Source organism: Enterococcus sp. DIV0240d (assembly GCF_051711245.1).
GTDB lineage: Bacteria > Bacillota > Bacilli > Lactobacillales > Enterococcaceae > Enterococcus_D > Enterococcus_D casseliflavus.
Genome location: NZ_JBIOMG010000001.1, coordinates 880,001 through 893,303 on the forward strand (window position 1 = coordinate 880,001; position 13,303 = coordinate 893,303).

Genomic DNA, 13,303 nt, shown 5'->3' on the forward strand with positions numbered 1-13,303 from the left:
GCGGGCATGTTTCAAGTCCAACCATATCCGTTGATCGAAGAAACATTGCAGGAGCTGGCGCAGGATCACGATTTGTATATCGCTACGTCGAAACCAGAAGTTTTTGCAAAAGAGATCCTGACCCATCTCAAGTATGATGGCTATTTCAAAGGAATCTATGGGGCGGATCTTGAGAATAAACGTGGGGAAAAAGCGGCCGTTATCCGCTACGCGTTAACTGAGATCGAAAAGGAGCAAAAAGCGCAGCAAACCATCATGATCGGCGACCGTGAGCATGATATTTTAGGGGCAAAAGAAAACCAGTTACCGGCAATCGGCGTTTTATATGGGTTTGGGTCAAAAGAAGAATTGCTTGATGCTGGTGCGATCGCTTTAGCCGCTGAGACACAAGAACTCTTAGCGTTGATTCCAGATTCATTATAGAGAAAAAGAGCTGACAAGCACCTTACAAGGCGTTTGTCAGCTCTTTAGTTACGCATTCGTTTGTTTCAACTGTGGAGAGGATTCCAATAAAAGATTGGTATCCAAATAGCCGCTTTCGTTTTTCAAAATCAAAGTTCCTGAAGTTGGGTGAACATCTAGAATCAGATGACCAGTCAAGAACATTTGATCATAGGTTGATGTAAAGAAAGTAAACTGATTGCTTGAGACTAACTCATTGTATGGGTCTAACGGTTCGTCGATCGGTGTGATCAAAAAACGTTCGCCGATCATACAGCATCCAGCTGCTGAAGAAAATTGGTTCGATCCGTCATTACTCGTCAAAATATATAAGTCGTGTCCTTCTGGAAAGCGAGCAGCGGCAGTAGGGGTAATATGTAAGTCCATTTTGCATGATCTCCTTTTTGAAACGAGTGAGCAGCAAGCTGTTTCGTTTCGATAATTGTTGATAAACCAAGTGTATCACTCCTCTTAGGGATGTGACAGCAACTTGCTTTTCAACAAACCAAGCTTAAAGTTTTAGCAAGAAAAAGGCGATAATACCGATTATCAGCAAGAAAAGCCCTAAGTACAAGAGCACAGTGACCGCAGCCTGGAAAAAAGAGCGCATTTCTTTCACCTCGAATCATTCTTCTCTTTATTTTACTGCATAATCACGGAGACAAGTAAGGAACTTCACAAATCTTAAAGGAAGTTTTAGGTCTCTTAAGAGTAGACCTTGTCCTTTTTTGTAACGCTTCCATTTTTTGTGGTAAAATAAAGAAAAGGAGGCGATTTGGATGTTACGTAATTGTCAAAATGTACTTGTTGCCTTGGATGGGTCGGATCAGTCAGAAAAAGCGTTCCAAGAAGCACTCGCGATTTGTCGTATGAACAAAGCCAAATTGTATGTCCTCTCTGTTATCAACAATGCTGAGTTATCCACAAGTGCCTATGCTTTTGCAAAAATTTTTGACCAAGAAAAATTGCGTGTGGAAACGGACATGTTGAAAAAAATCTATGATGCCAATCAGCATGGGGTAGAAGATGTTGAGGTGATCGTTGAAGTCGGCGATCCAAAACGCTTTATCATTCATGCAGCAACAGAATTGTACCCGATTGATTTGATCATTATCGGTGCAACTGGTAAAGGTACATTGACCCGAGCTGTCGTAGGCTCAACCACCGATTATGTCGTCAATCATTCGAAATGTACGGTGTTGGTCGTGAAGTAAAAATTTAAATTAAACGGAAAGAATATGTTATTTTTTAAGCCAGCATCATGCATCTCCTTTCAAAAAAATTCAGTTAGTTGAAAAACCCGCTCTCTTAGCTTTAGGAGAGCGGATTTTTTGTGGTAAAAAAGATGTGTCTAAAATTGAGCTGTGAGCACCGATTGGAAAATTCGTTTTGTTTGTTTTATAAAAAATATTTATTTAAATTGATAAAAATTGACTATTAGAAGAAATAGTTTGTTACACTTTTAATAAGCAAAGGCTGTAGGAAAAGTATTGGAGAGAGGGGCTGATAATTTATCGACTTTACAGAATGCAGCAGAATACAATCGAATATTGTTGGAAAGGAGAAATAAATGATGTAAAAGATTTTTAAAATTTTAATGATCATGTTTGTTATTTTTATAGTAATTATTTTTCTGCCTACTATTATACTTTTCATAATTAAATAGAAAGAAGGCATTTGAAATGAATTGGTTAAATTGAATTGAAGCTTCACCCCGTGGTAATTGTTCAAGTTTGACTTGCGGAATTAAACCTTGTATTTCAGATTCTTGTTCAAATAATGAGGGACATTGAGAGGATGTTGGAATAAATCTTGTTATATCAATTTTAAACAATAAAAAAGGAGAATGAAATGAAGCGTGTTGCAGAAAACGATTTGGTTGTTTTTTCGATTCTTTTGCTGATTATATGGCTAGGCTTGATCCAAGTGAAAGAATATTCGCAAGAAGCAGCCCTGTCGATCATTTACTTTATTAATCTATATACGCTCTTGTTTAAATTTAAAGATACAGCGAGGATAGTGAAAGCAGTTGTATCGGTCCTACTATTGGGTTTTACGATCTTATTTCTTTTGTATATCGCAGGAAATTAGGGGCGTACGAATGATTAAGTTCAGAAATTATCGCTATACTTTGGGAATTAGATGCACAAAAAAAGGCTCTACAATTTATGGGACTGATGAATCAGAATTGATTCTTCAGCCCCATTTTCATTTTAGGTATTAAAAAACATATCGTTCTCTAGTATGATTAAATCACCACAAAATAAACAACTGAGAGGACGATATGCTATATGAATGATTCTATCAAAAAAATGCTGAGAATAATAGAGAAAGATTTGATGATTACAGAGGTCTCTTACGAGACCCTTCAGAAGAAAAAGACGTTGGTCGTCGATGCTGTTCTCTCGCCTACTCCTCGTGCTTGTAGAAGTTGTGGTTCTACTGTGGTAGATGGAAACGGGAAAGCAATTATAGTGAAAAATGGGAAGAAGGAAATGATTGTCCGTTTTGAACAATACAATCATATGCCTTTGGTTATGCGCCTAAAAAAGCAGCGCTATACCTGTAAAAACTGCCGAACCCATTGGACGGCTCAAAGTTATTTTGTCCAACCCAGACATTCAATCGCAAATCATGTGAGATATAAAATTGCTTCTTTACTGACTGAAAAAGTATCTTTATCTTTTATTGCGAAAAGCTGTCAGGTATCTTTGACCACCGTTATTCGTACATTGAAAGAGTTTAAAAGCTATTTGCCAAAACAATCTAAGAAGATTCTCCCAAGAGTATTGATGGTTGATGAATTTCGTTCGCATGCTTCCATAGAAGATAAAATGAGCTTTATTTGCGCAGATGGCGAAACAGGAAAATTAATAGATGTTTTGCCTACGCGTAAATTACCCCGATTAACAAGCTATTTCTCAGGTTGTACCAATCCGGAAGAAGTAGAATTCTTGGTGACAGACATGAACGCCGCCTACTTCCAGCTCACCAAACGTGTTCTGCCAAATGCGAAAGTAGTGATTGATCGGTTTCATATTGTCAAACACATGAATCAAGCGTTCAATGAGTTGCGTATCCGTGAAATGAATGAACTTCGTAAAGCAGGACAGAAAAGCCAAGCAGAAAAACTGAAAAAGAACTGGCGCTTTTTGCTAAAAAATCGTGCAAACATCAACCATTATGAATACAAAACATGGAAAAGTTTCCGAGCGCCAAAATACCCATTTCTTACTGAAGCAATGATGATTGATCGATTGCTTGAGTTTTCTGCGCCCCTAAAGGAGGCGTATCGCTTTTTTCATGAATTAGTTGAAGCCTTTCGAGACAAAGACCCTGACTTATTTTTCTCCTTATTGGCAGAACTTCCCGAAACGTTAGATGACGGCTTTCGAGAAAAGCTTCAAAACCTTCTTACCCATGAAGAAGGCATCACCAACGCAATGATCTATCCTTATTCCAATGGAAAAATAGAAGCGAAGAATACCCACATAAAGACAATGAAACGAGTATCCTACGGATTTAAATCATTCGAGAACATGAGAATTAGAATCTTTTTGATCAATCAATTAATCAATGTAAGATAACAAAAAAATCTGAGCCAGAATGTGGTTCATTCTGACCCAGATTTGATTTTACACAACTCATCAGTCCTTATTGACAAAGAGCCCAAAAAAAAGACAACGTCCGACAAACGTTGTCCTACCAAAGCCACTTGACGGGCTTGAACCGTCGACCTCATCCTTACCATGGATGCGCTCTACCAACTGAGCTAAAGCGGCGTGTTATTTAACACAAGATATAGAATACCGTAAAGGCGCTACTTTGTCAATGAGATTTTCGGATATTTCTTGAGAAAAACGCTTTGCGGGAAGGGAAGTTTCAAAAAGGGGATTTTCTTGAAAAAAAGGATCAAAAAATTGATTTTTGCTCTTGCTAAATTATCTGACTATTTGGTATAGTACAGATAGATTCTTCCGGCATAGCTCAGTTGGTAGTAGCGCATGACTGTTAATCATGATGTCGTAGGTTCGAGTCCTACTGCCGGAGTATCAAAAACGACCTTCGTTTCGGAAGGTCGTTTTTTTGTTGGAAAGAGTCCGTTCTTTTGTTGGTTGTGGATAGCCTGGGGATAATGGGTTCCCCAGTTTTTTCTCCAGAACACTCACTCCGCTGAGGAAATCTTCTGTAATAGTTCCTCGTATAAATCCGTCGTTTCGGCGGCTTTTTTATTTGTGTAAAAAACTGTTGGGCCATCGTTAGTAGTGACTTTTAAAATGGGCGTCACCTTCGTGTCGACAAACATTCTGGCAGGTTCGCCGGCAACGGTAAACTGACCGATTTGGTAACTGGCGGTTCCTACACCCATGGTACGAACACGAGGAGACGGCAATGTTTCGATCAATTCCACTGTCTCTATATCTGCCAAAGAGACCGTAGTTTTCCCGGTCATTGGTGCATCGAAGGTGACTTCTTGTCCTTGCACTTCACCAGTGATCGCATCAGCAGTAAAATCTAAGCGATACATCGGAATGATGGTCCCGATCATTAACACAAGTAAGAAGACAGCGGTGATGCCTGCGACGATTTGTCCGCTGCGTTTGCCTAAATTGATGCCGATATTCATCCCAACACGGTCAGGAACGAACAGACGCGCATCATTAGGATTGATGTAAAAACCATATCGCCAGTAAGCATCTTCGCCATAATAGCGCGGTTGTGCTGCTGGTTCTAAGAGCTGATCTTGTTTTTTACGCAGATCAAGCAATAAGAAGAAGGTAAAGACGATCAAGAAAACCACCAAAACAATAAAGAGCACTAAGAGGATAGTACTTAATGCTCCGGTAGCGGACATGGACGCCAGCGGGACAGTCAACAAGAGCAGCGTAATGGTGCAAGTCACGGCGATCATTAAGGACCAATAGCGCTTTGTTAAATCATTGATGTGTTGATCGATAGTTGAATTGCCGCTGATCCCGCGAACGGGTAAGCGGCTGATGATCACCCAGAGATAGACGAACAGCGCAAAAATTGCTAAGGAGACGCCGCCCATCAAGTATCCTGTAGAAAGATCAGGCAAATGCCATGCTTGGTACAAACTGATCATCAACAAAATCCCCGCAGGAACGAGGCTATACCACGGCAGCATCCGTTTATTTTTGGCTTGAACGAGTTTTGTATCGATCCGAATCGGATCGATGGGTAGTTCCCATCCATTGGTAAGGATCAATTGCCGCATTTTCCCGATGTAATGCACTTGCACCAGGTAAGCTGTCCCCAGCAAAGCGGCCATATAAAGCCAGAACAGGGTAAGGATGATGGAGTCAGATAAATTGAACAAAAAAAGGAGACTTGCTACACTAAATGTACCAACGATTTGTAAGATACGCTTGCGAAATTCTGTGATCAAGCTGTGGACGCTAGGATCATCCAGATGCTCAGGGGCAAGGGTATTTTCGAGTAAAACATTTTTGTGGGGTTTACTGATCAAGCGTAAACCAAAGGCGGTCGTCCCGCAGAGGACAAGAGCAATAATGAAAAAAAGATAGGTCATTTGCATTCATTCCTTTCAGGAAATTGGTCCAGCAGTTGTTGAAAATCCATTAAAAGCGTTTGCTTGCTTTTGCCGTGTAAGAGAGCGGTTGCTAGCTGCAGTTGCAAGTTTTGACGATACTCCGCTTCTTGTCCAGAAGTAAACGGTGGTGGCGCGGCAACGGCGGTTCCTTTGCGGCGATCCGTGACTAACAAGCCTTCTTCTTTGAGGGAATTGTAGGCTTTTGAGATCGTCATGGTATTAATGCCGATCTCTTCGGCTAATTGACGGACGGATGGTAGCAATTCGCCAGCGGATAAATCGCCTTTTGCGATACCGACAATGATCTGTTCCCGCAACTGCTGGTAGATCGGTTGGTTGCTTTGGGTTTGAATATCAAATATCATCGAAAACAGCTCCTTTGTATTATATATATTAATACAAAACATACAAAATGGCAACTAGTAATCAAATGAACAAGAATCGTTAGGAAAAAGTAAATAGCTTGTTACAGTTCTGTTTCATGGATCAGGTATCCTTTGACAGATACAACTTAGAGGAGGAACTTTTTATGAGCCAATCGCAAAGAACGGCTTACTTTGATAATGCAAAATTTTTACTGATGATCTTGGTCGTCTTCAGTCACTTACTACAGCCTTTTATCGGCGATCAGAAGTTTTATCATGACCTATATTATTTTATCTTCACTTTCCATATGCCAGCTTTTGTTTTTCTGGCTGGGTACTTTGCCAAACCGCTGACGAAGGGACACAAGCTTCGTGAGCTGATGAAAAAGTTCTTGCTGCCTTATGTCTTTTTTCAGGTGTTTTACACCGTCTATTACTGGTTGATCGGTCTACGGGAGTCGTTAAAAATCCAACTGTTGAATCCGCAATGGGCACTTTGGTTTTTGCTTAGCATGTTCTTTTGGCAGCTCTCCTTGCTGGTCTTTCAAAAAATGTCCAAAAAGCAGGCGATCTTGCTGAGTATCGGCTTGAGTATCTTCGCTGGCTACGTGCCATTTTTAAATCAAGTGTTGACCTTGCAGCGGACCTTTGTCTTTTTGCCGTTTTTCATCATCGGGTTTTATTTTCCCAAAAATGAGATGCGCTTTTTATTGAAACCAAAGATTCGGACTATCAGTTTGCTTTTCTTACCGATCATCTACACCTTTATCGCGTTTTTTCATGGGATGAACAAGTACATGGTTTTTGGTTCCAAGCCTTATGACGATTACTTGAGCTATCCGTTGTTCGGCGGTCCCTTGCGTGCGGTCTTTTTCGTGATCGGGCTGATGGGGATCATCGGCTTTCTGAGCCTCGTGCCTAGAGAGCACCTCTTTTTTACGAAGTGGGGCAAAAACACCCTGCTGGTCTATCTTTTACAGGGGATCTTCATCAAGAGCTTGCGGGCATTAGCGATCACCGACTTGAACCTGTCGGTATTAGGCTTTGTGACGTTGGTGTTAGCCAGTGTTTTACTGACGATCTTGCTAGCTAGTCGTCCGATCCGCTTCCTTTATGCACGATTTGAACGAGGACTATCCTTTGTTTTACTTGGCTTTTTGCTTTTGATGCTAACTCTTTAAATCCTTGATACGAGCAACCGCTCTTAGAAAGATGATCCTTTCATTTTTCTAGGAGCGGTTGTTATTTGAGAGGCAGAGGCGTAAAATGGAAGGAACGGAAAGTGAAAGGATGAAGAAATATGTCAGAAATTTCAAAAAAGACCACCGCTGCCTTTGCGCAAGCGTATCAAGACAATAATAAACAAACGGCACTGCAACGGAGTGTTGTGAAAAATGGGATCACCGCTTCTGCTGAAAACGTGTCAGCAAAAGTCAACAATGTGCCAGTTTTTTCAGTTGATGTGACAACCGGGAAAGTCTCAAACCAAAAACAATCAGGCCGCTGCTGGATGTTTGCCGCATTGAATACATTCCGTCATAAGATGCTGAATGATTTCAATTTAAAAGAATTTGAATTGTCGCAAAACCATACCTTCTTTTGGGACAAATACGAAAAAGCCAACTATTTCTATGAAAATATTTTAGCAACTGCTAACGAGCCTTTAACAAGTCGCAAAGTTGCTTTCTTATTGCAAACCCCACAACAAGATGGTGGGCAATGGGACATGATCGTTTCGATTTTCCAAAAATATGGTGTCGTACCAAAAACGGTCATGCCAGAAAGCAGCAACTCTTCCAATTCTCGTGACCTAAACAATTACTTGAACAAAAAACTGCGTAAAGATGCGGTTGCTTTGCGTCAGCTAGTGGCTGAAGGCAAAACAGCTGAAGACATCCAAACAGCCAAAGAAGCGATGTTGGAAGACATTTATCGTTTCTTAGCGACTTCTTTAGGCACACCGCCAGAAACCTTTGATTTTGAATACCGTGATGAAGACAAAAACTATCACATTGATCGCAACTTAACACCACAAAGCTTTTATGAAAAATATGTCGGGGTGGACCTTGATGATTATGTCAGCATCATCAACGCACCAACTGCCGACAAGCCTTACAATCAATCGTATACCGTAGAAATGCTAGGCAACGTGGTTGGCGGCAAAGAAGTCAAATACTTGAACGTCGATATGCCGACCTTCAAAAAATTAGCGATCGCTCAATTGGAACAAGGGGAGTCCGTGTGGTTCGGTTGTGATGTCGGTCAATCTTCTACCAGAGATACTGGGATCATGGCATTAGATGCGTATGATATCAACGACCTATTTGACATCGACTTTACGATGACCAAAGCAGAACGCTTAGATTTTGGCGAAAGCTTAATGACCCACGCGATGGTCTTGACTGGCGTTGACTTGATCGACGGCGAATCAACCAAATGGAAAGTCGAAAACAGCTGGGGTGAAAAAGTCGGAACGAATGGCTTCTTCGTTATGAGCGATGCGTGGATGGATGAATACACCTATCAAATCGTGGTTCGCAAAGAGTTCCTGACAGCAGAACAATTGGCTGCCTTTGAAGCAGAACCAACAGTCTTAGCACCTTGGGACCCAATGGGTGCTTTAGCGTAAGACAGCAATTTCTAATGATTGCCTGAAGATTCTCTGAAATTTTTCAAAAAGACGAAATGAAAAATAACGAACCAGTTGCCGCAATCCAACCGTTAGGAAAGTAGAAATCCTAACAGTGTGGGGTTGCGGCATCGGTTCTTTTTTTATTTTCTGACAAAAAAGCGGTACCATCCCAGAAAAGTGGGAACTTATTTATTGTAAGATGAAGCAAACTTCTTTAAAATGGAATAGTCACTAATGATGCCACACGTCTCATTAGAGTGAACTGTTGAAGAATGGTCACTGGGAACCTTTACTTCCTCTGACAGACTTTGTCATGTTTATTGAACAAAAGGAGGATTCAAATGACAAATCTGTTAACTATTATTGTTGTTCTACTTTTTGCTGCCCTTATTTATGGGTTCTACTTATTGCAAAAGCGTCACGTGAAGTTTTCTACGCGGGTCTTTGCGGCGTTGTTCGTCGGGATCGTTTTTGGTGGCGTGCTGCAGCTGATTTTTGGGACAGGCTCTGAAGTTGTCACGCAAGCTCTTGACTGGATCACGATGGTCGGTAGCGGCTATGTAGCTCTCTTGCAAATGCTGATCATGCCCTTGATCTTCGTTTCGATCGTTGGTGCTTTCACCAAGATGAAAGAAAGCGAAAAAATCAAGAAGATCAGTTTTACGGTTCTTGCGACTTTGCTAGGGACAACGGCGATCGCTGCCTTGATCGGGATCGTGATGGTCATGGTCTTTGGTCTTGACGGTGCCAGCTTTACCGAAGGGGCAACGGAAACAGCGCGGATCGCAGAATTAGCGGAACGTTCGACACAAGTCCAAGACCTATCGATCCCACAACAAATCGTTTCCTTCATCCCAAGCAATGTCTTCGCCGACTTTGCGGGTACTCGTTCGACAAGTACGATCGGGGTCGTGATTTTCTCAGCCTTTGTGGGGATCGCCTTTCTTGGTGTCAAACGTAAATCACCGAAAGAAGCGGAAACTTTTGCGAATTTGATGGACAGCTTATATAAAATCGTGATGCGTATCGTCACGTTAGTTTTGCGCCTAACACCTTATGGCGTTTTGGCATTGATGACAAACGTATTAGCTTCAAGTGATTTTGAAGCCATCTTGAACTTAGGCAAATTTATCATCGCCTCTTATGCGGCTTTGATTTTGGTCTTACTTGTTCATTCATTATTGCTGATCGCTGTTCGGGTCAATCCAGTAACGTATTTCAAAAAGGCTTTTCCAGTCTTGAGCTTTGCCTTTACTTCTCGTTCAAGTGCGGGAGCCTTGCCATTGAACATCGAAACCCAAACCAAAGCGTTAGGTGTTGATGAAGCCACGGCTAACTTTGCAGGCAGCTTTGGGTTATCGATTGGTCAAAACGGCTGTGCGGGTGTATATCCAGCGATGTTGGCAACGATCGTTGCACCAACGGTTGGGATCAATGTCTTTGATTGGCAGTTTATCCTGCTGCTAGTTGCAGTAGTTACGATCAGCTCATTCGGTGTTGCTGGTGTCGGCGGTGGCGCAACCTTTGCTTCATTGATCGTCTTAGGCTCAATGAACTTGCCGATCGCCATCGTAGGCTTAGTTATTTCTGTTGAACCATTGATCGATATGGCACGGACACTCGTTAATGTCAGCGACAGTATGGTTGCAGGAATGGTGACCAGTAGTCGTATCAACGAACTGGATCGTTCGATCTTAGATGATTCCGCCGCCGTGATCGAAGCCGAATAGAAACGTTTTGTAACAAGCGAAAGCAAAGAAAGACTGCGTGTGGTCTTTCTTTTTTTGTCCGTTAAAGCTCAGCTCATAGAAAAATCTAGGTTTCAGTGCCCTTAATAGCGAAGTTTCTGCTATACTTTTAACTAGAACATCGCGGGAGGGATAAGCAATGACACAATTGATTCAACTAGAACGAGCAGCAAACGTCAGAGAACTTGGCGGCTATCAAACGACAAACGGCACGACGATCAAACGAAAAAAATTGATCCGCAGTGCGGCGATCAATGAATTGACTGCTTCAGATCAAGCAGTACTGGCAAACTATGGGGTCAATCAGGTCATTGATTTTCGCTCCATCGCTGAAGCCAATGCACAACCTGATCGACCGATCGCCACAGCAAAGCAGCTTTTTTTACCTATTTTCAAAGAAGACGAAACGATGGTTTCCTTGTCGCCAGAAAGCTTGAAGCAGCGCTTGAAGATGGGGAAGATGCCGAAGAGCAGATGAAAAAAGTCTACCGTCACTTTGTTGAAAGCGACTATGCCCGCCAACAATATCGGCAGTTCTTTGATCATGTGATCGACAATGCGGAAGGCGAAGGAGCAACCTTGTTCCACTGTACCGCCGGCAAAGATCGCACAGGCTTTGGCGCCTTTTTATTGCTGCATGTGTTGGCTGTGGCACCAGCGACGATCAAAGAAGATTATTTAGCGACCAATCGCTATTTAGCCCCAATGCTAAAAGAAAAATTTGCCCCAATGACCCAGCATTTGCCGCAAGAGCTGTTAACGGCGATTACGGTTTTGATGAGTGCCAAAGAGAGTTTTCTTGATGAAAGCTTGGCTGCGATCGATCAGCACTTCGGTTCGGTCGATCAGTATCTCCTGCAGGGACCAGGGCTGACGAAAGAAGAGCAAGCGTATTTGAATGCCCAACTGACTGAGTAAAGAAAGGGAGATCCGTATGGAGGAAGCATTGTTCGCAGCAATCGGGATGACCGGCTCGCTGACGCCCATCAGTGGTGGGGATGTCAATCAAACGTATCGTTTCACTACAGCAGAAAATCGCTATTTTTTAAAGACCCATCCTCATGTTTCATCGGTGTTCTTTCAAGCAGAGATCAACGGCTTAGCTGAATTAGCCCCTTTCGTGCGGGTGCCAAAAATCGAACATCTCGGTCAGACTGAAGAGAGGGCATTTTTATTGATGGAATGGATCGATGGTGGGGAAGGACAGCAGCGACGCTTAGGTCAAAGCTTAGCTCGGCTTCATCAGCAGACGCAGGAGTCTTTTGGGTTTTACGAAGACAATTACATCGGCTTTTTGCCGCAAGTCAATCCGAAAACCACCGATTGGCTTGATTTTTATACAGTCTGCCGTTTGGATGTGCAAGTCGAATTAGCGAAGCTGGGTAATCGCTGGCATGCCAAACGGGAAGCCGCTTATCTGCGTTTGAAAGAATTTTTGCATGAGAATTGGCGTGATCGCAGCGTCACACCTGCTTTATTACACGGTGATTTTTGGCGGGGGAATGTGCTGTTTGATCAACAAGGAGAACCAGTGTTTCTTGATCCAGCAGTCACTTATGGGGATCGAGAAATGGATATTGCGATGTCCCAGCTCTTCGGTGGTTTTCGTCAGGAATTTTTGGAAGGCTATCAAGAAGTCTATCCATTAGATGAGGATTGGCAAGAGCGACTGCCAGTGTATCAATTGTATTATTTATTGGTCCATTTGAATCAATTTGGCGAAAGCTATGGACCAACTGTCGATGAAATATTGAGTCGTTTTTAGGAGGCAATTAGAACTATGGCAGCAAAGTATCAAACCACGCATGAAGTGGCGTATTATGAATGTGATGTCAACCAAACGATGACGTTTCCGGCCATGCTAGGCATCGCCATCAAGACATCAGAAGAACAAAGTGCGGCGTTAAACCGCGGACCAGAAGTCATCACTAGTTATGGCTTGACCTGGATCATCACCAGCTATCACATAACGGTGACTCGTTTGCCGCGCGTAGGGGAGCAGATCCAAGTGGCGACCCAGGCGAGAGAATACAATAAATTTTTCTGCTACCGTTACTTTTGGTTATTGGCAGAAGATGGAACGGAACTGGTCAAAATCGAGGCGGTTTTTGCGTTGATGGACCCTGAGACGCGCAAAGTCAGCAGTGTATCAGATGAGATCGTGGCGCCTTTTGGCAGTGAAAAAATCAAGCGAATCAAACGCTATCCGAAGATCACCCCTATCACGCAAGGACAATTTTTGCCGTATCGGGTGCGTTTCTACGATATTGATAGCAATCAGCATGTCAACAATGCCATGTATTTCAATTGGCTGATGGACGTCTTAGGCTATGAGTTTTTAACAAAACATGAAGTGACACAAGTGACGATCCGTTTTGATCGGGAAGTGGCTTACGGCCATTTGATCGAAAGCCATTTTCAAATCAATGAGAAGACAGTCGATGAAGCCGGCGAGGCTGTGCCGCTGCAAACGATCCACGAGATCAAGATCGGTGAGGATACTTACTGCGAAGCCATCTTTACTTGGCGAGAAAAATAAAAC

At 42.5% G+C, this 13,303-nt stretch carries 12 protein-coding genes, 2 tRNA genes and 1 pseudogene (1 of these 15 only partly in view); 11 read left to right on the forward strand and 4 right to left on the reverse strand.

Going from position 1 to position 13,303, the window contains the following annotated elements; all coding sequences use genetic code 11:
• Nucleotides 1-423, forward strand: partial view of an HAD hydrolase-like protein gene (locus tag IGJ25_RS04150; RefSeq protein WP_005225128.1) — the 3' portion only. It extends 228 nt beyond the left edge of the window; only the last 423 of its 651 coding nucleotides appear in the window; its start codon lies beyond the left edge, outside the window; its stop codon occupies nucleotides 421-423.
• A gap of 48 nt (nucleotides 424-471) precedes the next feature.
• Here the strand turns inward: IGJ25_RS04150 and IGJ25_RS04155 are convergent, their stop codons facing one another.
• Nucleotides 472-828, reverse strand: a complete 357-nt coding sequence (locus tag IGJ25_RS04155) for an iron-sulfur cluster biosynthesis family protein (RefSeq protein WP_015509034.1) — start codon at nucleotides 826-828, stop codon at nucleotides 472-474.
• A 392-nt stretch (nucleotides 829-1,220) separates the two neighbouring features.
• Here IGJ25_RS04155 and IGJ25_RS04160 point away from each other — a divergent pair, with 392 nt between their 5' ends.
• From IGJ25_RS04160 to IGJ25_RS04170, 3 genes are all read left to right on the forward strand, one after another.
• Entirely contained in the window at nucleotides 1,221-1,655 is a 435-nt protein-coding gene (locus tag IGJ25_RS04160) for a universal stress protein (RefSeq protein WP_005225130.1), read from the forward strand.
• A gap of 637 nt (nucleotides 1,656-2,292) precedes the next feature.
• Nucleotides 2,293-2,532 carry a hypothetical protein gene (locus IGJ25_RS04165; RefSeq protein ID WP_081117386.1) on the forward strand — a complete coding sequence of 80 codons (240 nt, stop codon included), beginning with the start codon at nucleotides 2,293-2,295 and terminating at the stop codon, nucleotides 2,530-2,532.
• A gap of 200 nt (nucleotides 2,533-2,732) precedes the next feature.
• The gene (locus IGJ25_RS04170; protein WP_438779119.1) at nucleotides 2,733-4,028 is read left to right on the forward strand and encodes an ISL3-like element ISEfa11 family transposase; all 1,296 of its coding nucleotides are present in this window, start codon (nucleotides 2,733-2,735) and stop codon (nucleotides 4,026-4,028) included.
• A gap of 122 nt (nucleotides 4,029-4,150) precedes the next feature.
• Here IGJ25_RS04170 and IGJ25_RS04175 read toward each other — a convergent pair.
• Nucleotides 4,151-4,223: transfer RNA gene (locus IGJ25_RS04175), tRNA-Thr, on the reverse strand.
• Between the two features lie 194 nt (nucleotides 4,224-4,417).
• Between IGJ25_RS04175 and IGJ25_RS04180 the strand changes: the two genes are divergently transcribed.
• Nucleotides 4,418-4,491, forward strand: a tRNA-Asn gene (locus IGJ25_RS04180).
• A gap of 115 nt (nucleotides 4,492-4,606) precedes the next feature.
• Here the strand turns inward: IGJ25_RS04180 and IGJ25_RS04185 are convergent.
• A complete protein-coding gene (locus tag IGJ25_RS04185; protein WP_225001137.1) occupies nucleotides 4,607-5,995 on the reverse strand; it encodes a hypothetical protein in 1,389 nt (462 codons plus the stop codon).
• Nucleotides 5,992-6,381, reverse strand: coding sequence for a GntR family transcriptional regulator (locus IGJ25_RS04190; protein WP_081116804.1), 390 nt, complete (start codon nucleotides 6,379-6,381; stop codon nucleotides 5,992-5,994). Before IGJ25_RS04190 ends, IGJ25_RS04185 begins: the two co-directional genes overlap by 4 nt.
• A gap of 164 nt (nucleotides 6,382-6,545) precedes the next feature.
• Between IGJ25_RS04190 and IGJ25_RS04195 the strand changes: the two genes are divergently transcribed.
• The 6 genes and pseudogenes from IGJ25_RS04195 to IGJ25_RS04220 all read left to right on the forward strand — a co-directional run bounded on the left by IGJ25_RS04195 (nucleotide 6,546) and on the right by IGJ25_RS04220 (nucleotide 13,300).
• Entirely contained in the window at nucleotides 6,546-7,562 is a 1,017-nt protein-coding gene (locus IGJ25_RS04195) for an acyltransferase family protein (protein WP_081116803.1), read from the forward strand.
• A gap of 119 nt (nucleotides 7,563-7,681) precedes the next feature.
• Nucleotides 7,682-9,010: an aminopeptidase C gene (locus IGJ25_RS04200; RefSeq protein ID WP_005225135.1), complete on the forward strand. Its 1,329-nt coding sequence runs from the start codon at nucleotides 7,682-7,684 to the stop codon at nucleotides 9,008-9,010.
• 344 nt (nucleotides 9,011-9,354) lie between these two features.
• Nucleotides 9,355-10,743, forward strand: a complete 1,389-nt coding sequence (locus IGJ25_RS04205; protein WP_438779120.1) for an L-cystine transporter — start codon at nucleotides 9,355-9,357, stop codon at nucleotides 10,741-10,743.
• 157 nt (nucleotides 10,744-10,900) lie between these two features.
• Nucleotides 10,901-11,679: pseudogene (locus tag IGJ25_RS04210) on the forward strand (tyrosine-protein phosphatase).
• A gap of 16 nt (nucleotides 11,680-11,695) precedes the next feature.
• The gene (locus tag IGJ25_RS04215) at nucleotides 11,696-12,526 is read left to right on the forward strand and encodes a fructosamine kinase family protein (protein ID WP_081116802.1); all 831 of its coding nucleotides are present in this window, start codon (nucleotides 11,696-11,698) and stop codon (nucleotides 12,524-12,526) included.
• Nucleotides 12,527-12,541: 15 nt separating this feature from the next.
• A complete protein-coding gene (locus IGJ25_RS04220) occupies nucleotides 12,542-13,300 on the forward strand; it encodes an acyl-ACP thioesterase domain-containing protein (RefSeq protein WP_081116801.1) in 759 nt (252 codons plus the stop codon).
• The last annotated feature ends 3 nt before the right edge of the window (nucleotides 13,301-13,303 follow it).

What these genes read in the sequence shown, in the direction of transcription:
- IGJ25_RS04155 (WP_015509034.1), bottom strand. Translation starts at nt 828, where the DNA reads ATGGACTTACATATTACCCCTACTGCCGCTGCTCGCTTTCCAGAAGGA.
- IGJ25_RS04160 (WP_005225130.1), top strand. Translation starts at nt 1,221, where the DNA reads ATGTTACGTAATTGTCAAAATGTACTTGTTGCCTTGGATGGGTCGGAT.
- IGJ25_RS04165 (WP_081117386.1), top strand. Translation starts at nt 2,293, where the DNA reads ATGAAGCGTGTTGCAGAAAACGATTTGGTTGTTTTTTCGATTCTTTTG.
- IGJ25_RS04170 (WP_438779119.1), top strand. Translation starts at nt 2,733, where the DNA reads ATGAATGATTCTATCAAAAAAATGCTGAGAATAATAGAGAAAGATTTG.
- IGJ25_RS04185 (WP_225001137.1), bottom strand. Translation starts at nt 5,995, where the DNA reads ATGACCTATCTTTTTTTCATTATTGCTCTTGTCCTCTGCGGGACGACC.
- IGJ25_RS04190 (WP_081116804.1), bottom strand. Translation starts at nt 6,381, where the DNA reads ATGATATTTGATATTCAAACCCAAAGCAACCAACCGATCTACCAGCAG.
- IGJ25_RS04195 (WP_081116803.1), top strand. Translation starts at nt 6,546, where the DNA reads ATGAGCCAATCGCAAAGAACGGCTTACTTTGATAATGCAAAATTTTTA.
- IGJ25_RS04200 (WP_005225135.1), top strand. Translation starts at nt 7,682, where the DNA reads ATGTCAGAAATTTCAAAAAAGACCACCGCTGCCTTTGCGCAAGCGTAT.
- IGJ25_RS04205 (WP_438779120.1), top strand. Translation starts at nt 9,355, where the DNA reads ATGACAAATCTGTTAACTATTATTGTTGTTCTACTTTTTGCTGCCCTT.
- IGJ25_RS04215 (WP_081116802.1), top strand. Translation starts at nt 11,696, where the DNA reads ATGGAGGAAGCATTGTTCGCAGCAATCGGGATGACCGGCTCGCTGACG.
- IGJ25_RS04220 (WP_081116801.1), top strand. Translation starts at nt 12,542, where the DNA reads ATGGCAGCAAAGTATCAAACCACGCATGAAGTGGCGTATTATGAATGT.